The sequence below is a fragment of the Nocardia sp. NPDC003482 genome (genome assembly GCF_053588115.1).
In genome coordinates, this window is the sequence record NZ_JBSFPI010000028.1 from 50,721 (window position 1) to 73,019 (window position 22,299).

16 protein-coding genes, 1 tRNA gene and 1 pseudogene are annotated in these 22,299 nt (G+C 68.5%); 8 read left to right on the forward strand and 10 right to left on the reverse strand.

The features are described 5' to 3' along the window. Window positions 1-20: 20 nt before the first annotated feature. From ACWDSJ_RS32720 to ACWDSJ_RS32740, 5 genes are all read right to left on the reverse strand, one after another. The gene (locus tag ACWDSJ_RS32720; RefSeq protein WP_387360024.1) at window positions 21-1,853 is read right to left on the reverse strand and encodes a putative bifunctional diguanylate cyclase/phosphodiesterase; all 1,833 of its coding nucleotides are present in this window, start codon (window positions 1,851-1,853) and stop codon (window positions 21-23) included. A 43-nt stretch (window positions 1,854-1,896) separates the two neighbouring features. Beyond that, window positions 1,897-4,035 (reverse strand): Rv1355c family protein, encoded by a 2,139-nt coding sequence (locus ACWDSJ_RS32725; protein ID WP_450036536.1) that lies wholly within the window; start codon window positions 4,033-4,035, stop codon window positions 1,897-1,899. Continuing rightward, entirely contained in the window at window positions 4,025-4,798 is a 774-nt protein-coding gene (locus ACWDSJ_RS32730; RefSeq protein ID WP_387360019.1) for a hypothetical protein, read from the reverse strand. The genes ACWDSJ_RS32725 and ACWDSJ_RS32730 overlap by 11 nt, the downstream gene beginning before the upstream one ends. 251 nt (window positions 4,799-5,049) lie before the next feature. Next, on the reverse strand, window positions 5,050-5,484 hold the full coding sequence (locus ACWDSJ_RS32735; protein ID WP_387360017.1) for an effector binding domain-containing protein: 435 nt from the start codon (window positions 5,482-5,484) through the stop codon (window positions 5,050-5,052). Next, complete coding sequence (locus ACWDSJ_RS32740; RefSeq protein ID WP_387360015.1) at window positions 5,481-5,924, reverse strand: GyrI-like domain-containing protein; 444 nt, start codon at window positions 5,922-5,924, stop codon at window positions 5,481-5,483. Before ACWDSJ_RS32740 ends, ACWDSJ_RS32735 begins: the two co-directional genes overlap by 4 nt. A gap of 237 nt (window positions 5,925-6,161) precedes the next feature. On the opposite strand from ACWDSJ_RS32740, the gene ACWDSJ_RS32745 reads away from it, so the two are divergent. Continuing rightward, window positions 6,162-6,893 (forward strand): uracil-DNA glycosylase, encoded by a 732-nt coding sequence (locus ACWDSJ_RS32745; protein WP_450036537.1) that lies wholly within the window; start codon window positions 6,162-6,164, stop codon window positions 6,891-6,893. On the opposite strand, the gene ACWDSJ_RS32750 is transcribed toward ACWDSJ_RS32745, so the two are convergent. Next, on the reverse strand, window positions 6,894-8,621 hold the full coding sequence (locus ACWDSJ_RS32750; RefSeq protein WP_450036538.1) for an N-acyl-D-amino-acid deacylase family protein: 1,728 nt from the start codon (window positions 8,619-8,621) through the stop codon (window positions 6,894-6,896). A 146-nt stretch (window positions 8,622-8,767) separates the two neighbouring features. On the opposite strand from ACWDSJ_RS32750, the gene ACWDSJ_RS32755 reads away from it, so the two are divergent. Both ACWDSJ_RS32755 and ACWDSJ_RS32760 read left to right on the forward strand, forming a co-directional pair. Next, window positions 8,768-8,840: transfer RNA gene (locus tag ACWDSJ_RS32755), tRNA-Ala, on the forward strand. 133 nt (window positions 8,841-8,973) lie between these two features. Next, complete coding sequence (locus ACWDSJ_RS32760; RefSeq protein WP_219822978.1) at window positions 8,974-9,147, forward strand: hypothetical protein; 174 nt, start codon at window positions 8,974-8,976, stop codon at window positions 9,145-9,147. 360 nt (window positions 9,148-9,507) lie between these two features. Here ACWDSJ_RS32760 and ACWDSJ_RS32765 read toward each other — a convergent pair. The 4 genes and pseudogenes from ACWDSJ_RS32765 to ACWDSJ_RS32780 form a co-directional block, all read right to left on the reverse strand. Next, window positions 9,508-10,728: pseudogene (locus ACWDSJ_RS32765) on the reverse strand (recombinase family protein); the annotation flags it as partial. A gap of 45 nt (window positions 10,729-10,773) precedes the next feature. Next, on the reverse strand, window positions 10,774-11,040 hold the full coding sequence (locus ACWDSJ_RS32770) for a hypothetical protein (RefSeq protein WP_143860211.1): 267 nt from the start codon (window positions 11,038-11,040) through the stop codon (window positions 10,774-10,776). A 253-nt stretch (window positions 11,041-11,293) separates the two neighbouring features. Further along, window positions 11,294-12,235, reverse strand: coding sequence for a TRM11 family SAM-dependent methyltransferase (locus tag ACWDSJ_RS32775; RefSeq protein ID WP_082976872.1), 942 nt, complete (start codon window positions 12,233-12,235; stop codon window positions 11,294-11,296). Window positions 12,236-12,306: 71 nt separating this feature from the next. Continuing rightward, complete coding sequence (locus ACWDSJ_RS32780; RefSeq protein ID WP_064911052.1) at window positions 12,307-12,945, reverse strand: hypothetical protein; 639 nt, start codon at window positions 12,943-12,945, stop codon at window positions 12,307-12,309. Window positions 12,946-13,395: 450 nt separating this feature from the next. Between ACWDSJ_RS32780 and ACWDSJ_RS32785 the strand changes: the two genes are divergently transcribed. The 5 genes from ACWDSJ_RS32785 (at window position 13,396) to ACWDSJ_RS32805 (ending at window position 22,231) form a co-directional block, all read left to right on the forward strand. After that, on the forward strand, window positions 13,396-14,298 hold the full coding sequence (locus ACWDSJ_RS32785; protein WP_064911053.1) for a hypothetical protein: 903 nt from the start codon (window positions 13,396-13,398) through the stop codon (window positions 14,296-14,298). A 71-nt stretch (window positions 14,299-14,369) separates the two neighbouring features. Next, entirely contained in the window at window positions 14,370-14,693 is a 324-nt protein-coding gene (locus ACWDSJ_RS32790) for a pilin (RefSeq protein WP_197521940.1), read from the forward strand. A gap of 226 nt (window positions 14,694-14,919) precedes the next feature. Beyond that, window positions 14,920-16,644 carry a hypothetical protein gene (locus ACWDSJ_RS32795; RefSeq protein WP_387368486.1) on the forward strand — a complete coding sequence of 575 codons (1,725 nt, stop codon included), beginning with the start codon at window positions 14,920-14,922 and terminating at the stop codon, window positions 16,642-16,644. Continuing rightward, window positions 16,641-19,682 (forward strand): PrgI family protein, encoded by a 3,042-nt coding sequence (locus ACWDSJ_RS32800; protein WP_082976868.1) that lies wholly within the window; start codon window positions 16,641-16,643, stop codon window positions 19,680-19,682. The genes ACWDSJ_RS32795 and ACWDSJ_RS32800 overlap by 4 nt, the downstream gene beginning before the upstream one ends. Next, window positions 19,682-22,231 (forward strand): type IV secretory system conjugative DNA transfer family protein, encoded by a 2,550-nt coding sequence (locus ACWDSJ_RS32805; RefSeq protein WP_064911055.1) that lies wholly within the window; start codon window positions 19,682-19,684, stop codon window positions 22,229-22,231. The genes ACWDSJ_RS32800 and ACWDSJ_RS32805 overlap by 1 nt, the downstream gene beginning before the upstream one ends. Window positions 22,232-22,299: the final 68 nt, after the last annotated feature.

Consider the following 22,299-nt stretch of genomic DNA (forward strand, 5'->3'; position numbering starts at 1 on the left):
GCCTCGGGTAACCGGCAGGGTCAGGGCTTGGGCACGCGGGAGACGCGGGGGAGTTCCAGATCCAGCGGGATGCGCCCGGCGGCGAGGTGCACGGCCACCTCGTCGGCGGGAATCGGCCGGGCGATGAGGAAGCCCTGGGCGCGGTAGCAGCCGAGGCCGACCAGGGTGCGGGCGGCGACGGCGGTCTCCACGCCCTCGCCCACCACGCCCAGTCCGAACGAACCGGCAAGTCCCACAATGGATTTCACGATGGCGAGATCGTCGGTGCTGACGCCGAGACGCTGCACGAAGCCGCGGTCTATCTTCACCGCGTCCACCGGGAGCGCCTTCAGATGCGACAGCGAGCTGTAGCCGGTGCCGAAGTCGTCGATGGCGATCTGCACGCCCATCCGCTTGAGCCCGCGCAGCGTCACCTGGGTACGGGCCAGGTCCTGAACGACCACGTGTTCGGTGATCTCCAGGCATACCGAACTGCCGTCGATCCCGTATTCGCGCAGCACGTCCTCGACCGATTCGACGAAGTCGAGGCTGACCAGCTGCACCGGGGACACGTTGATCCGGATGACGACGTTCGCCGCCAGCCCCTTGCCCCGCCACTCGGCGAACTGCTTGCAGGCGTTGCGGATCACCCATCGCCCCAGTTCCCCCGCGAGATTGGTCGCCTCGGCCACGCCCACGAACGCGCCCGGCGGCAGCAGCCCGCGCGTCGGATGCTGCCAGCGCACCAGCGCCTCGAGCGCGACGATCCGCCCGGTCCGCAGATCCACCTCGGGCTGATAGTGCAGGATCAGCGAGCCGTCGGCCACCGCGCCGCGCAGGTTCAACTCGACATCGTCCTGGAGTTCGAACTGCGCGCGCATGGCGTCGGTGAACACCGCCACCCCGTTGCCGCCGCCCGATTTGGCCGACAGCAGGGCGTGGTCGGCGCGGCGCAGCACGTCGGCGACCGTGGTCTCCCCCGGAATGCCCACGGCCACGCCCACACTCGCGCCCCGGCTGACGGTCTCCCCGCCGACGGTGACCCGGCGCGAGATCACCTGTTGCAGCCGGTTGGCCTCGAATTCCGCGGCGACCGCGTCCATCGGCTTGGCGGGCACGATGACGAATTCGTCGCCGCCGAGCCGCGCGATCATGTCGGTGGGATCGAGATGTTCGCGCAGCCGGGTGGACAGCGCCTGGATGAAGTTGTCGCCCGCGGTGTGGCCGAGGAAGTCGTTGAGCGCCTTGAGCCGATCCAGGTCCAGGAAGAAGGTCGCCACCGGTCCGGGATGGCCCGGCCGCAACCGGTCCTCCATGTGCTCGAGCAGCGAACGCCGGTTGGCCAGCCCGGTCAGATCGTCGTGCATGGCGATGTAGCGCAGCCGCTCCTCGGCCTCGACGCGGGCCTGGAGCTGCGCGAACAGCGAGGCGATGGCCTGGAGCACATTGAGTTCGCGAGTGCTCCACTCCCGCTTGCCGATCTTGATGAAGCCGAGCACGCCGGTCGACTCGCCGCGCGAGAGCAGCGGCACCGCGGCCGAGGTGACGCCCGGCAGTCCGGACGCCTTGCGGATCGTGTCCTGGTAGTCCATGTCGTGCGGGGTGACCAGGAACGGTTCGGTGGCGTGTTCGAGGGCCTTGAACACCGAGTCGGCGTGCTCGAAGTACACCACCGCCAGCGGATCCGGATCCGGCACGTCGGGCCGGGGCGGCCATTCGGCGACCAGGACGGTGGCGCGGCGATCGCGATCGGTATGTCGCAGATAGCTGAAGTCGACGTCGAAGTACTCGACGAGCAGGGCCAGCACGCGTTCGGTCGCCGCGACCATGGCCGTGGCGTCGACACCCATGAGCTCTGCGGCGACCTGAGTCACCAGTGAATCGAGCGTCCGCCGAGGCACCTTGTCTCCGATCACGCTAACTACGAGTCGCCGCGCCCGAAATAGGACGCCGCCGGCTACGGACTGAAGCTGCTGTCGCGTAGCTCAGGCGAAGCACCAACGCAATGGTCTCATGCTCAGGCACTCCCAGGAGGTCCAGGAACCGGCCCTGAAGTGACGCTAGTGTATCGGCGAACGATGGCGAAAGCCCGGCGAAGTCCTCGGAGCGTCGGGCATAGAGAAACACGGGAGAGATGGGCTGAACGGCCAGCCCCAGCCGCTGCGCGCGAATCCACAATCGCTCCACGGCCATTCCAGCGCGGGCGTACCCGCGCAGGTCGGCGTCCCGTTCCGGGAAGGTGACCGCCACGACGGCCGAACTCGACAGCACCCGGTCGCTGGTGTATTTGCCGAGCGCGGTCCCGGCGTGCCAGGCGCGCAGTTCGGCCATGATGTCCGCGCGGCGGCCGACCTCGAGCGCGGCCTCCTCGTCCGGCGCCAGCTCGAGGCTCCACACGTCGATGCCGGTGCTCGGGTCCTCGTCCGGCCAGCGCAGTTCGGAGAACATCGACTCGTGCAGCGCGGGGGTCAGATAGCGCACCCGATCCGATTCGCCGAGCAGTCGCGCGGCCGCCGCGAGCCCGTCGGGGCCGGAGACCAGCCGCAGGCTCGCCCCCTCGACCTGCGCGGCGGCGGTGAGCGCCTCGAGCACCGGCCGGGTCAGTGGTTTTCCCGTACCCAACCGTCGGTTGGTCTCGCGGGCCAGCGCCGGGGCGTAGTCCGCGGCGACCGCCACGTCGTTCCCGGCGCCCAGCCGCAGGATCGCGGTCAGGGGTTCGTCGCCCGCGCCCGCGACGAGCCGATGCTCCCCGAGCAGGCCGTGCGCCGCCGCGGCCGCGCGCGCATTATAGAGCGCGGCGCCCACGGCCACCGCGCTGCCGCGCAGGCCGACGTCCAGCGGTGAGGTCTTGTCCGGATCGAGCACGATGCGCACCTCGTCGGCGGCGGTGCGCACCGACCACGGCTGGACATTGCCGCCCGAGGGGGCCCGCGCGGCGCACTGCGCGATCCGGGCCAGCGGGCTCTCCGGCAGGGTGATCTCCCCGCCCGGCGGGGGCGGTTCGTGCAGCGCGTGCGGCTCCGGTTGCGCCAGCTCGTCCAGGGCCGAATCCGGATCCATGCGGCCGCGCCCGGAACGCAGCGGGACATCGAGCCCGATGCGGCGCACCGCGGCGGCCACGCTCGCACCGCCCATCATCACATCACTTCCCAATTGTGGCCAGCCGGTGAGGGTTTCGCCCACCTCGACCATGCTGGCCGCCATCCGCGCGGAAACCTCACGCGCGCCGAGTAATCGGACCACGTACGGGGATTTCTCCCGCGTGGTGAGGCCGCGCAGATCCGCCGCGCGCAGGCCGCGCAGCAGGCCGTGGAACAACGGCCGATCCGGTTCCTCGTCGAAGCGCTCGACGTCGAGCAGCCCGCGGTCACTGGTGTGCATCACCACGGGGATACCCCGTGCGCGGGCCGCCTCCCGCACGGTGACCTTCAAATCCAGCGAATCGCATTCCTCCACGAGCACCGACAGCCCGCCGATGAACCGCTCGGTCGTCCATTCGTCCACACCGGTGTCGAACACCTCGACGGGCAGATACGGGTCGAGTTCCGCGATCCGCCGGGCGGCGACGACGGCCTTGTTCACGCCGATGTCGAGCACGCTGGCCGAGACCCGGTTCAGATTGGACAACTCGATCGTGTCGAAGTCGGCCAGCCGCAGCCGCCCGCAGCTGCCCTCGAGGGCGAGGGTGATCGCAACGGCGTGACCAACGCTCTGTCCGATAACACCGATCGTCTGTTGGGCCAGGCGCTGCTGCTCGGCCTCGGTCAGCTTGTTGCGGTTGCGGTTCAGCCGCACCCGCCGGAAGACGTGTTCGCCGGGCAGCGCCAGGACGCTGCGCCGCCACGGGTAGTAGATCCATCGCTCCGAGTCCGGATCGATACGGGGGCGGGATTCCCTTGTGATAGCGGCGAATTCGGCCGTGATCTTTTCCCGGAGATCGGTGAATTCGATGATCGGATCGGCCCGCAACACCTCGAGCCGGTGCGCGTCGGCCGGATTCGACCGATCGAGAATCAATGGGCGGTACTGTTTTTCGGCTTCATGATCATCGGACATGTGAGCGCAGGACCTCCCGTTCGCACCCGGACTTGCGGCGGCTGCGCCCGCCTCTGTTGGTCGTGATGCCCAGTTCCCGCAGCTCCGTCGTCATCACGGAATGGACGGTGTCCTCGACCAGTGCACGGTATCGTCGCGAGTCCCACCAGACCGGTACTGTCGAATAGCGCGTGTCGGGATAGGGGATGCCGGGAATCACCGGGGCGATGACGCCGCCCGTCGGCCGATAGCGCGCGGCGGTGAACGTCGCGGCCGTGCCGAATCCGAAACGCACGCCGTGCAGTAGCGGTGCGTAGGCCAGGCAGCGCGACATCGCGTCGCCCAAGGCGCGGCGGTCGGCGGCGGCGCGGTCGACCCACCCGCCCCGCACTTCCACCACACCGAACTTCAGTCGGGCAGCAACGAGTTCGCGAAGCTCGGATTCGCCGGTGCGCCCGCGCCATTCGAGCAGGACATCGATGTCGTCCGGGATAGCGAAGGGTCCCCTCATTCGGACCCCAGCTACCACTTCACCGGCGGTATTCAACGCGGTGAAAAACAGGGAAGACGACCGACCATCACGGATCTGGTCGTACTCCAGAACGCTTTCCACGTCGTAGTGCCGATACGTGCGCAACGCTCCGTCGAGGTATTGCTCCCACAGGTCCGGGCGTTGTCCCGGGGTATTGAGCCAGAAGGTGCATCCGGATTGTCGATCCAGGAAACGCCGTGTCCCCGCGACGGGGGAGACTGACAGGCCGACCGCGACCGCTTCGACAGTCATACAGTTCCTACTCCGTTGCTGCGCGCTGTCGCGCGACTGACCGGACCCCTCCCAACACGGTCCATCGGGCCGCATGTCGGATGTGGTCGCCTAGGCAGTATCCGTCATCCGACCGGAATTGACCAGATGTCCGGCAAATCTCCCGATACCTGGGTGGGAGGAACGAAATTTCACCAGGTCAGATCCGGGATGTTCCACGCTCGAGATAACAGGAAGACCAGTTGGTACTTGCTTGGTTATCCAACAGCTATCTACACGAGGATCGAGATGAACAGCTCGACGCGGTCGGTTCCACGCCAGATCTCGATCTCTTCTCGGTACGCCCGCGAGATCTCGGCGGAGGCGGTCGCGTCGTCGACCTGAGCCCAGACGTCCTCGACCGGATCGTGGTAGTCACCGTTCGGTTCGAAGCAGGCGTAGACGCCCTTGGGCACCCGAACCAGGACGTCCCCTACGGGGACCGCGTCCGGCGCGGGGTAGTCGTAGCTCACCAACACGTTGTAATTACCCGCGGGATCGGGCACGTACACGGTGTACAACGGCCGCGCCACGGTATCCCGATCGCGCAACCGGTCGCGCAGGAATTCGATCAACTCGCTGTTGCTGACCTTGAAACTCGGGCGCACGCGCGGCACCACCAGGCCGCCGTAGATCGCCTCGTCGCGGACCACGATCGAGTAGGTCATCGGTGCTCGACCGCCAGGAAGAGATCGATCTTGTAGGCGTGCGGATAACACTCGAAATCGCCTGTGTACGTGCGTTTTATCTGGTGGTGTTCCTCGGCGAAGGCGATCTGGGTCCACAGGTCGGTCATGATCCGCGGGAAGTTCCCGACCGAGGAGAAGCGCGCGTAGGTGCCGCCGGGCAGCCGCGAGACGATGTGCCCGCGGGTGACGTCACCGAAGGTCTTGCACTCGTAGCCGACGATCTGGGTGTTGTAGGTGTTGAGTTCCGGCGAGTAGTCGGTGTAGGCCGAGGCGAGCGGGCCGCCGAGTTCCTGATGCAGCACCGCGGCCCACGCGGCCTCCAGGTCGTGGTCGCGCAGTTCCCCGAGCGCGCGCTTGGGGCTTCGCACCGGCAGCCCGGCCACCCACGTCTCGTCCCGCTCGACGATCTCAAACTGCATGGAAGAAAACTCTCTCGAATCGACCCCGTACCGGTTCGCCAGGAAGGTCATGCTATCAACCCCCGCCGTGAGACATCGGTGACACGGCCGCCCCGTACGGGCGTATTGCGCAAGACCCGGAGGCCGCTGCGAACGCAAGATTGCAAACCTTGGGCTATCGATACACGCGGCGTATCGATGTGCACGCGCGGCGTGCAGACTCGACAGGGAACCGCCCGGATCGACCGAAGGAGTCCGATGACCGCGGAACCGGCACCCGGCGCATACCGCACGCTCGCCGCGATGGACGCCGACCTCGTCGACTGCCGCGCCTGCCCGCGCCTGGTCGCCTGGCGCGAGCGCGTCGCCCGGGAGAAGCGCGCGGCATTCCGGGATCAGACCTATTGGGGGCGGCCGGTACCCGGTCTCGGACCCGACGACGCCCGGCTGCTGCTGGTGGGTTTGGCGCCCGCCGCCCACGGCGGGAACCGGACCGGGCGCATGTTCACCGGCGATCGCAGCGGCGACGTCCTGTTCGCCGCGATGCACGCGGTCGGCCTGGCCAATCAGCCGATCGCGGTGAGTGCCGACGACGGGCTGCGGCTGCTCGGCACCCGCGTCACCGCCCCCGTGCACTGCGCGCCGCCGGACAACAAGCCCACCCCCGACGAACGCGACACCTGCGGCCGCTGGCTCGTCACCGAACTCGGACTGCTCGCGCCGACCGTGCGCGCGGTGGTCACCCTCGGCGCGTTCGGCTGGCAGGCGCTGCTGCCCATGTTGGCCCGCGCGGGCTGGGCGGTGCCGCGGCCCCGGCCCAAATTCGGTCACGGCGTGCACTATTCGCTGCCGCCCGCGCGGGCGGACCGGGAGCCGCTGGAGCTGTTCGGCTGCTATCACGTGAGTCAGCAGAACACCTTCACCGGCCGTCTGACCCCGGCCATGATCGAGGAGGTGCTGACCCGTGCCAAGGCCGCGGCCGGGCTGTAGTCACGCGATCGCCCGCAGGAAGCGGCCCGCGCGCAGGGTGGTGCCGAAACCCGGTGCGAACGAACCGTTTTCGTAGACGAGGGCGCCGTTGACGATGGTCGCCGCCACGGCCGCGTCGCTGCGATTGACCATCCGCCGCACGCCGCTCGCGCCCGGCATGGGCGCCTCGTGGTAGGCCGCGCTCGAGCCGTCGAAGCCCGCCGGGTCGACGACAGTGACGTCGGCGCGGGCGCCGGGCGCGATGCGTCCCGTATCCAACCCGTACCACTGGGCGAGTTCGCCGGTGAGCCGGTGCACCGCGCGTTCGACGGGCATGACGCCGTCGCGCTGGACGCGCTCGAGGAAACGGATGCCCATGTTGTAGAAGGCCATATTGCGCAGGTGCGCGCCGGAATCGGCGAAACCCATCTGCACCTGCGGCGAATTCGCCAGCCGGTTCAGTTCGGCGTCGCGGTCGTTGGCGATCGTGGTCCGCCAGCGCAGCGCCGAGCCGTGTTCGGCCACCAGATCCAGCAGCGCGTCGGGCGCGAGAACGCCACGCTCCCGGGCGATCTCGCCGAAGGAGCGGCCGACCACCGACGCGTCCGGGCAGGCGACGATCTCGGCGTCGTCGAGGTCGCGATACCAGACGCGGGAACCGAACCGCTTGCCCATATCCTTGCGGAACGCGCGGCGGAACTCCGGGTCGTTCAGAAACTCGTGACGACGCAACAGGTCTCGGATGTTCAACGCCGCGACGCCGGAACCGAACTCCTCGAACACGACCAGATCGATCCCGTCGGCGTACACCTCGAACGGCACCGGCAGATGCTGCCAGCGGAACTCGGCCCCCAGCGCCCGATTGACCAGTGCCGCAACGGTTGTCGCGAGCCGCACCACGGTGCGGTCGGCCTTGATGTCGGCGGCGGAGATCAGCGTGGTCTTGAGCGGCCGGCCGTGCCCGCGCGCGGCGCTCTGGAGGAAGAAGTGCGCCAGCTCGAGCCGTGCGGTCAGATTCGGCGTGCTCTGATGGATCCGTTTCCGTTGCCGCAGAACATCATTGAGCGCCCGGTACTCCGACCACGACGCGTACGTCGACGGCAACCGCCGCCCCGGATACCGCTCGCCCTCCAGCTTCGAGAACGAACTGCGGATCGTCGACAACCCCACGAACCCCGCGTCCAGCGCGTCGGTGAGCATCCGGGACATCTGCCGCAGCTCGCCCCGGGTCGGCCGCGCCCGGTCGTCCGAGGCGCGCGCGATCCCCATCGCCGCCGCCCGGATATCCGAATGTCCCAGGAACGCCGCCACATTCACCCCGAGCGGCCTCGCCTCGAGCGCCGCCACATAGCTCTCCGGATCCGCCCACTCCCGATGCTCCTTCACCGCCGAATGCACCACATCCCACGGCAACGCCTCCACCCGCGCGAACATGTCCGCGCAATCCTCGGCATCGGCATACACGGTCGACAGCGAACAGTTCCCGATGACCACCGACGTCACCCCGTGCCGAGCCGACTCCCCCAACCCCGGCGCGAACAACACCTCGGCGTCGTAATGGGTGTGCACATCGATCAGCCCCGGCAACACCCACTTCCCCGCGGCGTCCACGATCCGCTCCCCCTCCGGCAGCCCGACCCCGATCGCCGCAACCCTCCCGTCCGCGATCCCGACATCCGCCCGAACCGGCGCGCCCCCGGTCCCGTCGTACACGACTCCCCCACGAACCACGACGTCATACCCGGCCACCAGGACCTCCAGCCCACTGCCAACCCATTTCGATACACCACTGTATCCACCCCACCCCCACCCCGACCACCCCCTGACCAGCCGATTCGGCATCCCCCGGACCCACCTGCTAAAGTTCTCCCCCGTGGCTCGGCAACGAGCCGCCCGGGGCTATAGCGCAGTTGGTAGCGCGTCTCGTTCGCATCGAGAAGGTCAGGGGTTCGATTCCCCTTAGCTCCACCTTGGAGGGTGTACTAGAACACGGTGCCGAATCAATGCCGTGTAGTAGTACGCCGACGCCATCGCTTCCGTGTGAAGCGGTGGCGTTTTTCGTTTTAGCGGCCCCATCGTCTGTCAGGGGGGATGCGGTGGGGTGGCCGGTTCCGCGTGCGCGTTGGATCGCGTGGAGACGGTTGAACGGTTCGTGGAGACGGTGGTCGGCGATCTGTTCGTCCTCAATGTAGAGGGCGCGGAAGATGGTTTGGTTGAGCATCCGGCGTTGGTGGTCGTTGCATCGGCGGTAGAGCTGTTGGGGGTTCTCGAGTAGTTCGAGCGCTATGTCGATGAGTTTGGCGCTGTCGGAGAGGTTTTCGGTCGTGGTGGTCAGGCGCTGCGTCAGGCGTTGGCGGTCGCGGGCGATCTCCTGGAGTTTGGTTTTGATCTTGAGTTGCGGCGCGGTGGCGTCTGCGGCCAGTTCGATCAGGTTGTCTTCGCGGGTGTCCAATGCCTGTAGTTCGGTGGTGAGTTGTTTGTGGAGTAGTCGCTCGGCCGCGTCTCGTTCGTTGATCACCGTGGTCACGTGTGCGCGGACTTCGGCGATGAACTCGGCGCTGAAGCGCACGGTCGCGTAGTGGGCTTCCACGGCGTCCTCGACCAGCGCGACGTTGATGTAGGGGGCGTCGCAGGTGCCGTCTTGTCTGTTGCGGCAGAAGAAGTACGTGTATTCGGTGCCACGTCGGTTGAGGGTGTGCTGGATGATCATGCGGGTGGTGCTGCCTGTGGTTCGGTGGCAGCGCTGGCAGAACAGGGAGCCTTTGAGGTAGTGGGGGTGTTCGCGTCGGCGTTCCCCGGCGGTGCTGCGTGCGTCGAGGATGTCTTGGACGCGGTCGAAGAGGTTTTCGTTGATGAGGGGTTCGTGGCGGCCTTTGATCTCTTCACCGTCGTAGGTGACGTAGCCGAGGTAGTACCGGTCCCGCAGCATTTGGGAGAGTTTGTTGATGGAGACCTGTTTGGCGGGGTGTTTCCTGGTGGGCCGGGTACGCAGGCCCCGGTCGTAGAGTTCGTCGGACAGGGTGTCGAGGGTGTAGTTGTCGGTGGCGAACAGTTCGAAGGCGAGTTGCACCAGTGGCGCTCGCTCGGGGTCGGTGGCGATGGTGCGGATCTCGCGGCCGTCGAATCGGTCGATCACATTGCGGTAGCCGAGTCGGGCGCGTCCGATTGTGCCTCCGTTACGGGCTTTCTGGCCCATTTTGTAGGCGATGTCGGCCCCGGATTCGCGAGATTGGTATTCGTTGAAGGTGGCGAGGATGCCGTGCATAAGCTGGCCGACTGGTGTGTCGTCGATGCTTTCGGTGGCCGAGATGAGGGTGACACCGCGTTTGCGGAGATCTGCCATGACGATGGCGTCGTCTATCCGGTTGCGTGCCATGCGGGATAGCTTGTAGACGATGACATAGTCGATGTCTCGTTCGGCCCGCACTCGGGCGAGTAATCGTTGAAAGGCGACTCGTTTCGACATTTCGGTGGCCGTGCGCCCTGGTTCGATGTACTCGTCCACGATGGTCAGCCCGAGTTGTTCTGCCTTCTGCTGGCACTTGACGCGCTGCGCCGGAATCGATTGACCTTCCGGGTCGTAATCGGTCTTGACCTGACCGGGGGATGATACGCGCAGGTAGATGACCGCTCGGGTTCCCGGTTCCACCCTCAGACCCCGGAACGACTCGGCGGCGGTCAGCGCGTCGTCCGGTGTGTGTTCACCGTCGAAATCTAAATATGCGCTTGCCATGAAGAATTCTCTTTCTTTGTCGTTGACTAACCGGGGTGCCGCCGGATGAAAAGCGCCGCCAATCCGAATATGATTGGCAGCGCTTCGCACCTGTGGCGACATTTCGAAATTGATCCGAACCATCCGGCCGGATGGAACATGTCATTTTATCAAAACGTCGGCGTTTTTCTATGCCGCCGCCGGAGGTTTTTCTGCCGTGTCGATGCCTGTCGAATGTTTTGTCTCGTCATGTTCGGCGGCAAGCGATTCGGCGAAACTAACTATTACTTCTGCGAGTTTGCGGGCGTCGGGAGGGTCGTATCGGGTATCGCGTACGACGATGCGGTGAGCGTTGGGGGCCCGATGTCTCTTTTTGTCGTGCTTATTACTGAAGGCATTGCTATCTCTTTCGTCTTTCCCGGTGCGGACGGGCGGCGACGTGCGATCGGCAGACATGGGCTCTCCGAAGTGATAGACGACGGGGATCGTTCACGGGGAGGACTCCGGCTCGAGCGGCCGGATTGGACATCCGCACCGCCCATTGAACGGGGCCTGACAGCACGGGCGAGCCCTTGGGCTGGCGCGCGCGGGAACACAACGCGGGCGGGCACCGCTACACCACGGGGCTGGAGGTCGCGCTTTCCCTGTTGCCCTCTAGGACGTGAAGAGGGGCCGGTGTAAAGACACCGGCCCGGCCCCTCTTCTGTCGCTAGGCCGCCAGGTCCCCTGAATGCCCTTCGCGCTGAGAACGCTTCAGGTTCAATGAACTTGAGCTGTTCGCGGCGGTGCGGAAGACCAGGACGTCTTCGTGGGCGATGAGGGCCAGGGGTAGGCCCGCGTCGCGGTTTTTCAGGACGAAGTCGCGTTGGAAGAACGACGAGTGCGCGACGATGTCGTTGTCGGTCAGCCGCCCCAGCAACGCGACGGCGCGGTCGACGGGCACGAGTCCGGCGGTGGCAGCGCACTGGGTCAGCAGTGAGGGCAGGTCGACCAGTTCGGCGTGCTGGCGCCAGGGGCGGGCTGTGACGACGACGTGGCCGCCGGGTTTGAGGTAGCCGGTGGCGGCGGTGAGGATGCGGGTGAATCCGGTCAGCAGGCGAGGCACGCCGATGTTGGCGAGATTGCCGCGATCGAGGGTGTTGCCATAGCGGTGATTGACCTTGCGGATTCCGTTCCCGGTACGCACATGACCGTGGACGCTGTCCCCGTACGGGGGCGAGGTGAGGACCAGGTCGACGGTGCCGCGCAACTCCTCTGGCAGGAAGGTCGCCAGCTTGCGGGCGTCACCGCAATACACGACCGCCTCATGAGGGTGTCCGGACTCCGCTGTGAGAGCGAGGTTGTCGCGGGCGATGGCCGCCCAGCGGTCCTCGTACTCGACGCCCACGCCACGACGGCCGGCATGGACGGCCTCGACGAGGGTGGTGCCGATGCCGCACATGGGATCCGTGACCAGATCGCCGGGGTTGCTGTAGCGGGTGATGGCCTCGGCGGCGATGTTCGGCAGCATTTTTGCCGGGTGCGCCGACGACTCGCGGGTGTAGCGGTCCCCGCGCTGGGCGGCGGGGCTGGTCTGCGCGGTCGCCCACACCGACACCGGCGCTGGCCGGGTGGTCGCGGTCTGGCTGGGCGTGGTTTCGGGAGCAGACATCGGTTCGCCTTTCGAAATGAGGGACAGCCCGCCGTGCGCGGCGGGTGGATGCGGTGCGGTGGTGGTGGTTCTCATGCGGTGGTGAGGTCGTGGGGTTGCAGGAACACCAGGACATCGAGGTGGGACGGGTCGGTGAAGACCGCACCGGATCGGCCGGTGTCGCCGTGATCGCCAGAGGCACCCGAGTCGTCGGGGCGGGGGGCGGCGATGTCGGTGCCGTGAACGCCGACGGCGACGAGATGTTGCAGATACAGCAGGTCGGCGTTCTGGGCCGCGGTGACCAGCTCGCCGGACGGGTCGTGGAAGGTGCCGTCGGGGTCGCGGTGGCAGCGGGCCAGGACCACGAGCAGTCCTCCGGCCCGCAGCCGCGACGCAGCCTCCTCGGCAACCGCCCACGGACTCAGCGCTGCGGTGTTCGGCGCCAGGGTGGTGGCGACCATCAGGTCGGTGTCGGCGACCTGAGAGCCGCCGAGCGCCGAGGCCGGAACGCGGTCCAGATCGACGACCACACGCTCGGCGTCGGCAGTGGCGGGCATGAGCAGGACGCGCTCGCCGGGGGCGCTGTATTCGAGGAGCGCGCGGGTGAGCACGCGCGGGGGCCAGGAGTCGGCCACCTCGATCGGCGCGGGCCCGCACGCCCACAAGGTCGAGGGGATTGATCCGGGAGCGGCGCCGCGCCGAGGCTTGGCGGCGGGTGTGCGTGTGGTCATGCGGGATACCTCGTTTCCGGTTGGCGGGTGGGTCTGCGAAAGGGACTCCGCCCCAAGACCGGCTTCTGGACATCCACTGACAAAGATTCATTCGTGTAACCCGCCTCGCTACACCCCGCCACAGCATGAATAAACGCCGGGAAAGACGATCTGATAATCGGGCCGACAAACTATTTCCTGGCTGCGCGGTCGGTCGGTGCGGCCTCGGTGCGGCAGCGCCACACGAGCGCCACACGGACGCCACATCGCAGGTAGAGCGCTATTTCATGCGCTTGCCGAGCATGTGAGTCGGCGGTGTCTAGCTGAGGTCTTCGCGTGCGTGTATTCGGTGGTGAATCCGCCTCGAGGTTGGCGTGAATTCGCGGTGACGTATTCCTGTCATCGCTGTGTGGATATCGCCTTCTTTCCTTGCCTCGTCGATTTCTTTTTCGCCGAGACGGGAGCACCACGATGCCGAATGCGCGAATCCCCGCCCACCGGGAAGCGACGCCGCTGGCGCTGATCCGCCAGCGATTCGCCGGGCTCACCGATTACCGGGTACCGGGCCTGCCGCCGGGCTGGGACCGGCTGAACGCGAATCGCCTCGCCACCCTACTGAACTCTCAGGTCCCCGCCGAGGAGGTCGACGCGGTGTGGGTGCGGCTGATCGAGGCGGCCCGCACCCGCGACGAGACGGCGGTGCTGGTGTGTGCGGGTGCCGCGTTGCCGATGCTGAGCGCGATCACCGCCAAGCTGTGCGGGCACTGGGCCTATCGCGCCGACACCGAGGCGATGGTGCTCGTCGCGTTCCTCGACGCAGTGGCGTGCCTTGATGTGGCGCGCCCGAATGTGGCCTACCGGCTGCGGTGGGCCACCTTCCACCGCGCCTGCCCACCGGTGCGTGAACGTATGGCCGCGCCGACCCCGATCGACTGGCTGCCCGACAGCGGTCACTCCCGCGACGGAAAGGCGGTGAGTTCGCCGCAGGGGCACCCGGAGCTGTTGCTGGCGCTGGCCGTCGAGGAGGGCGTGCTCACCGCCGCCGACGCGGGATTGATCATCGACACCCGCCTGCATCCGCGGCGACTCAAGACCATCGCCGCCGAGACCGGAATCAATTACGACGGGCTGGCCAAACGCCGCCGCCGCGCCGAGCACCGGCTCGCGGCGTGGCTGCGCGAACGCATCGCCGACACCCAGGTCTCCACCCGGGTCGAGACCGCCGCCCTCGACACCCTCACCCACACCGCCACGCGGCGACCGGCTCCGGCGCGAATGTCCAAAACCGGGTCGGCGGCGCGAGTCCTCCCACTGCCGAAGTCCGCCCCTACCGCGGCGCACCCATCGCACGAGGAGCAACGCCGATGCGCATGATCACTCCACCTCCCATCCCCGCACGACCGAGCACTGCATCGCGGCGGCCCCGCAGCTCTCGTCGTCTGGCGGTGACCGTTGCCCTCGCGGCCTGCGCCGTGACCATCCTGGTGTGCGCAGCGGCGGCCCCGGCCAGGGCCACGCCGGTCGTGTTGGCGATGGCCGGGTCGCTCAACGAGGTGTGCGACCGCCTCCGCAATTGGCTGGTCGCGATTCTGGCCACGATCGCGACCACCTATCTCACCGTCGGCGGAGTCCGGTACGTGCTCTCGGGCGGCGACGCCGGCGAGGTCGAGCGAGCCAAGTCCGCCGTGCGCTCGGCGATGATCGGCTACGCCTTGGCCATCCTCGCCCCGGTCGTGGTGAATGTTCTCAAGTCGCTGGTGGGTGGCTGACATGACCATCGACCTCCCCACGCACCCCTCGCGCAACGGCCCACCGCGATGGCTGCGGCGAGGCAGCCTGCTGGCGCTGAGCATCAGCGTCGTTGTCGGTATCGCTGCCGGTCCGGTGTGGGCGGCCCCGCCCGTCCCTTCACCTTCGTCGCCGGTGACCACGAGCCCCTCGGTCCCCGTCCAGAGCCCGCCGGCTGCCTCGGTGGTGCCGGGACCGGTGTCTCCCATGACCTCGCCGCCCCCGGCGACGGCTCCGGTTCCGGCGGGAATGTGCACGGATCCGGCCGGGTGTGTACCGCAGCAACCACCCGACAGCCGACACGGCGAGCACCGCCCTGCTGCGCCGGAACCCGATTGCGGGATCGACCACATCAGTGGCTGCGTGGTCGAGGCGATGGACGGGTTCTTCCGCAATCTGGTGTCCTCGGCGCTGAACCCGCTGCTGGAGCTGTTGTCGACCACGCTGCTGGCGACACCGGACCCGGCGAGCCTGCCCCGGGTCGGGCAGTTGTGGAGTTCGTCGTGGCAGATCACTCTCACCGTGTACGGGCTGCTGATCATGGCCGCCGGAGTGCTGGTGATGTCATATCAGACGCTGCAGTCACGCTGGTCCGCACGCGAGATCGCGCCCGGCCTCATCCTCGGCATGATCGCCGCCGCCTTGAGCTTCCCGCTGCTCACCCTCGCCGTCCGCGCCGCCAACGCCTTGTCGGCGGCCGTCGCGGGGAACGGGGTCGATCCCGACTCGGCCGGGCAGGCGCTGCGGCAGCTGGTGACCTCCCCGGAGATGGTCGGCACCCTCGGCATGTTCGGGTTGCTACTCGGGCTCGTGCTGGTGGTGGGTCTGGTGGCGTTGCTGCTCGGGTACGTGATCCGGGTCGTGGTCACGATCGTGCTGATCGTGGCCGCACCGCTGGCGTTGATGTGCCACGCGCTGCCGATCACCGAGCCGATCGCCCGCTGGTGGTGGCGCTCGATCGCCGCGTGCCTGGCGATCCAGGTCATCCAAAGCCTCGCCCTGATCACCGCCACCCGTGTGTTCCTGTCTCCCGACGGCTGGAAATTGAACGGCAGCAGTTCCAATGGCGGGCTGATCAACCTGATCGTCTCGATCGCACTCGTCGGCATCCTGGCCAAGGTCCCGTTCTGGATGCTCTCGGCCATGCGGATCGGATCCGGCCGCTCCCTGGTCGGTGGCATGGTCCGCAGCTACCTCACCTACAAAACCTTCGGCATGCTGCGCGGCGCATCGAAAACCTCGACGCCACCCCGGCCCGCCGCCCGGACGAAGGCAGCCGGAAAGCTCGCCGACCCCTATTCGAAGGTGGAGACCGCCGCAGACGGGCAGATGCTGCTGCCGTTGCCGGGACTCAAACGCACCAATCCGAAACCGAAACCCGCGACACAGACCGCCGGTCACGCAGTGCCCGCCTCCCCATCGCCGGACATGGGTCGCCAGTTGAGGCTGGACCTGACCACGCCGAGCCCGCCGCTACCACGGGAAGCGCCCCGCCCGGACGGACAGTACGCCCTGTTCTACGCCAGCCCGGTCACGAAGCCGCCCGCTGGCCGCCATCCTCCCGGCGCGAGTGCCATGGGCGTCGGCACGACTCCGGCGCGAACAGCGGGCACGGCGGCATCGACTCCGCCGGGGTCGAAGCGGGCTCCGAAAGGTCGCCAGCTGGCGTTGCGGTTCCCGGCCGCACAACCCGCCCCCGCCGTGTCTGCGGCGCGGCCCGCTGACCCGTACGCGCGCCCGAAGGCCACTGTCCAGGGCCAGTACGTGCTGCCCCTCGACGTCAGGCGAGTCCGGCGTGCGGCGCCGACGCCCGCTCCGGTGTGGATCGCGCCGCCCGCACCGCGCCCGGCGGGGCGGCAGCTGCATCTGCCTTTGCCCGATCTACCCGTGCGTCGTCGACGGCGACCTGACACCGGAGGTGCTTCTCGATGAACTCCTACCGCATCCCCTCCGACGTGGAGCGGCCCGACCGGATCGTCGGCCCCTTCACCGCCCGCCAGCTGGGTCTGCTCGCCGGGACCGGGCTCGTGCTGCTGCTGGCGTGGGCCGCCACCCGCGCTCTCGTGCCGATCACCCTGTTCGCCGGTTTCGCTGCCCCGATCGCCGCTGTGGCGACCGCGATCGTGCTCACCACCCGCGACGGCCTGTCCGGCGACCAGCTGCTGCTGGCCGCCCTGCGTCACCTCGGGCGCGACCGCCACCTGATCGCCGCCCACCCCGGCGACGAACACAACGGGACGCCACCGCGATGGCTGACCGATCGTGCGCACGGGCCACTCCCACCGGCCGCGCACCCGATCACTTGCGACACCACTGCACTACCGCGATCCATCAGTGCCGGTAGTGGGGGGCTGGGTGTGGTCGATCTGGGTGAGGAGGGGATCGCGGTGATCGCCGCCGCGACCACCATCAACCTCGCCCTGCGCACACCTGGCGAGCAGGCGGGTCTGGTCGCCGCGCTGGGCAACTATTTGCAGAGCCTGTCCGGGGGCGTCCAGATTCTGTTGCGGTCGGTGCGCCAGGACGTGACCGGTCGTATCAGCGACCTGCGGCTGGCCGCGCAGGAGATGTCGCCGGAGCTGGCCGACTACGCGCGCGACCACGCCCGCCATCTCGCCGAGCTGGCCGACGACGACACTGCCGCGCAACGGCAGGTCCTGCTGATCTGGCGTGAACCCCTCGACCCCGTCACCCGGCTCGCCGCCTCTGTTCTGGGCGGGCTCACCGCGCGGGGCCGCGACGAACGCCGCATCGCCGCCCACGCCCGCCACGCCGCGCAAACCCGCCTCGCCGCGCGCGTCACCGACGCCACCGACATGCTCGCCCCCTTGGGGATCGGGGTGCGGGCCCTCGACGAGGACGCGGCGACAGCGATCCTGACCAGCTGCGCCAATCCCGCCAACCTCGTGCCCTTCGGCGCGGCCGAGGCAGCCGGCCCCACCGAGATCATCACCACCGGAGCCAGCGAGTACGCCGGCATGCACTTCGATGCGACTCTCACCGCCGACGACGAGGACGAGACCGAGACTCCCCGCGGGGGCCGTCGCCTCTTCGGCTCTCGCGCCGGGCGCCGGGGTGCGAGGGTGCAGTTCGCGCCCGAGTCGTTGACGATCGGTGCCCGCCATCTCCAGGTCGGGTCGGATTTCATCGCCACGATCGCGGTCACCGGATACCCACGCGAAGTCAGCCCAGGCTGGCTCGCCCCACTCGCGGCGTTCGGCGGCCGGGTTGACATCGCCTTGCACATCGAGCCGATCGACCCCCGCCTGGCGGCACTCCGATTGCGCCGCCAGCTCGCGCGCCTGGAATCCAGCCAAGCCTCGGCGGCAGTGAACGGCCGCGTCGGCGATCCAGCCGTCGACGTGGCCGCCGAAGACGCCGCCGCACTCTCGGCGCAACTCGCGCGCGGGGAGTCGCGGCTGTTCCGGGCCGGGCTGTATCTCACCGTGCACGCCAGCAACGAAGACGACCTCGCCGCGCAGGTGAGCGCGTTGCGGACCCTGGCCGCGAGTCTGCTGATCGATACCTGCCCGACCAGCTATCGCGCCGTGCAGGGCTGGACGGCCACGTTGCCGCTGGGCCTGGACCCGGTCCGGGTGCATCGCACCTTCGACTCCCACGCGCTGGCCGCCGCCGTGCCGTTCGCCTCCGCGCAGCTCCCGCCCGCCGACCCGGTCTCGCTCACCCCGGCCGGTGCGCTCTACGGGCGCGACGGCGCAGCCGGACTGCTGTTCCACGACCGATTCGGGCCCGCCATGCACAACCACAACGAAGTCATCCTCGGCCGATCCGGATCCGGCAAGTCCTACCTGGCGAAAACCTCGATCCTGCGGTCGCTGTATCGAGGCATCGAAACCCTCGTCATCGACCCCGAAGACGAATACGCCGTCCTGTGCGACGCGCTCGGCGGCACCCACATCCGCCTCGGCGCGCCCGGAGTCTGCCTCAACCCGTTCGACCTCGATATCCACTACGGCCCGTCCGGGCACCGTACCGCTCCGGCCGATGCGCTGACCCGGCGAAAGCTGTACTTGCACACCGTGATCGCGGTCTTGCTCGGTGAGCAGACTCCCGCGCAGCGCGCGGCCCTCGACACGGCCGTCACCGCCACCTACGCCGCTGCCGGGATCACCGACGACCCCGCCACCTGGACACGACCCGCGCCGACATTGAACCTGTTGCGCGACCAGCTCGCCGCTACCGGAGGCCCCGTCGCCGACGACCTGGCCGCCGGGCTGGCCCCCTACGTCGACTCGGGTGCGTTCGCGGGGCTGCTCGACGGGGCGAGCAGCCATGATCCCTCGGGTGCGTTGACGGTGTACTCGCTGCGGGACCTGCCCGAGGAATTGCGCACCATCGGCACCCTGCTGGCGCTGGACGCGACCTGGCGCCGCGTCAGCGACCCGGGCCTGCGCCGTCCGCGCTCGGTGGTGGTCGATGAGGCATGGCTGCTGATGCGCCAGCGCGCCGGGGCCGAGTTCCTGGCCCGGCTGGCGAAATCGGCGCGCAAATACTTCGCCGGGTTGACGGTGGCCACCCAGGACGCCGCCGATGTACTGGCCACCGACCTCGGAAAGGCCATCGTCGCCAACAGCGCTACTCAAGTCCTGTTGCGCCAGGCTCCGCAGGCCATCGACCAGGTCGGCGATGCCTTCGCGCTGTCGGAGGGCGAGCGTCGTTTCCTGTTGGCCGCCGACCGCGGCCAAGGACTCATCTGCACCGGCGTCCACCAGCGCACCGTGTTCGCCGCAGTCGCCTCGGCCGCAGAGCACCAGCTCGCCACCACCTCCCCCGAATACGACCTCTACGACACCGACGAGACCGGCTACGACGACGTCGCCCCCGACACCGTCGGCACCGAGATCGACCTCGGCCCCGACGAGTTCGATCCCGGCGCCGGTGACGCGTACGCCGGCCCCGACCCCGCACGCGACCTCGGCCCGGACGAGGCAGACAAGGGAGCCCCCTGATGCACACCGACCTGTACAGCCAGACCACTCCCGACACGTCCGACGGCACCGGCGGGCTGATCGGCAGGCTACTCACCGACCACGGCCCGCACCTGCCCCACCTGATCACCCTCGCCGAACACCACGCGGTCTCGGCCGCCCTCACCATCGTCGCAGCGGTCACTGCCGTCGTGGCCCTCGCCGAGTGGGTGCGCCGCCGCCGCGAGCGGCGGTGGGCCGACGGGGCGCGGCAGGTCGAGATCATGGTCCCGCCCCAGGTGCAGCCCGATAGCGCCCAAATGTTCTGGGAGCACATGCACGGCGCGCTCGCCCGCACCCGATGGCAGCGACTGGGGGGCGGGCAGCACCTGCTCGGATTCGAATACCACATCGCCCCCGACGAGGGCGCGATCATCCGACTGTGGGTGCCAGGCGGCGTTCCGCCGCACCTGATCGAGAACGCGGTCACCGTCGCCTGGCGCGGTGCCCGCACCCACACCCAGCCCGCCACGCCGCCACTACCGCTGACCCCGGCGGGGCACCGCAGTGTGCTGTCCGGGGGTGAGCTGCGGCTCGGTCGCGCCGCGCGCTGGCCGATCCGCACCAACGCTCCCGGCGACCCCGCCGCCGCGCTGATCAACGCCGCCTCAGCGATGGAGCCCCGCACCACCGCCTGCGTGCAAGTCCTCGCCCGCCCGACCACCACCCGCCCCGCACGCCACACCGGAAATACGGGCGTGTCAACAGGTTTCGCGGGTTTCCTGCTGGAACTCGCCCGCGAGTTCCTCGGGCTGTTCACGCGCGGCCCAGCGCGTCCCGTCGGCGGACCGGTGGGTCGTACCAGTGTGCGGGGCGGGTATCGGGATCGGCAGGTGAGCCTGGAGCAGTCTGCCCAGGATCGCGCCGCCGCCGACAAGGCACTCGCCACCCAGTGGGCCACCGTCGTGCGCTACGCGGTCACCGCCTCCGTCCCGGTCGATGCCGACCGCAGCACTCGGTCACAAGTGGCGGCGAGAGTGCGCGGTCGCGCGCACGCGGTGTCCTCGTTTCTGTCGGGGGCCTCCGGGCACAACCACTACCATCGCCGCCGCAGCCTCCGCCTGCGCCAAACTCTGTCGTGGCGGCGGCTGCGGCGTGGCGATCGACTGTCGTGCCCCGAGCTCGCGGTGATCGCGCACCTGCCCCTCGACGCGGGGATCGCCGAGATCCACCGCGCCGGAGCCCGCGCGCTCGCGCCCAGTGAAGTCATCGCCTCCGGCGGATCCGGCACCAAACCCCTCGGCCGCGCCGACGCCGTCACCGGCAAACAGGTCGCGATGCGGGTGTCCGATGCCCGCCATCATGTCCATGTCCTCGGCCCGACCGGGACGGGTAAATCGACGCTGCTGGGCCGGATGATCCTCGCCGACGCCGACGCAGGTCGCGGACTGGTCCTGATCGACCCCAAAGGCGACCTCGTCACCGACGTCTTGACCCGCCTGCCGGAAGACGCCGGTGACCGGGTGGTGTTGTTCGACGCCGATTCCGCGAGCCCACCACCGTGTATCAACCCGCTGGATCTGACCACGTTCGGCGGGGACCTCGATCTGGTCGTGGACAACATCGGGACCGTGTTCGCGCGCATCTATCACCAGTTCTGGGGCCCGCGCACCGACGATGTGTTCCGCAACAGCCTCTACACCGTGTGCACCCAGCCGCGCCCGGCCACCCTCGCCGACATAGAGCGCATCCTCGCCGACGACACCTACCGCGCCAGGCTCGTCGCCTCGGTGAAAAAGCCTGAAGTGCAACGTTTCTGGCGCGCTTTCGACGCGCTCGGTGAGTCCGGGCGCGTCCAGCTCACCGCACCGCTGCTCAACAAACTCCGCCAGCTACTGTTGCGGCCGTTCGTCAAGACTGCTCTCGCGGGCGGTCCCGCTACCGTCGACCTCACTGCCGCGCTTGATCACGGTGGTCTTGTGCTGGCGCGGCTACCCAAGGGCCGCCTCGGGGAGGACACCACCCGCTTGCTCGGGGCGCTGCTGGTCGCGCGGACCTGGCAAGTCGCCACCGCCCGCGCCGCCACCCCCGCCACCGAGCGCCGCGATGCGGCCCTGTATCTCGACGAATTCCACAATTTCCTGCATTCATCCACACCTGTGGAAGACATGCTCGCCGAGGCCCGCGCCCTGAAACTGTCGATGGTGCTGGCACATCAGAACCTCGGCCAGCTCACTCCCACACTGCGCGAGGCGATTTCGACCAATGCCCGCAACAAGATCTATTTCGCCGTCTCTCCCGAGGACTCCCGCGACCTTGCGCGGCATACGCTTCCGCAGCTGTCGGACCACGATCTGGCCCACCTCGACGCCTACCACGCCGCCGCCCGCCTCGTGGTGAACGGGCAGAACACCGCGCCGTGCACCGTCGCCACCGAACCACTGCCGCCACCCATCCCCGGACGGGCCCGCCGCGTCCGCGCCGCTGCCCGCACCACACCCGTCCCACGTCCCGCGCCAGCAGCGAGTCCCACACCTCGGCTGAAGGCTCCCGCGCCCCGGGTGTCCCGGCGCGATCCACGCCGCCGCTGAACCACGAGCAGCACAACACCTTCCGGCTCGCCTGGCCTGACTTCGCCGGTGTGCCGGGTCGATTGGAG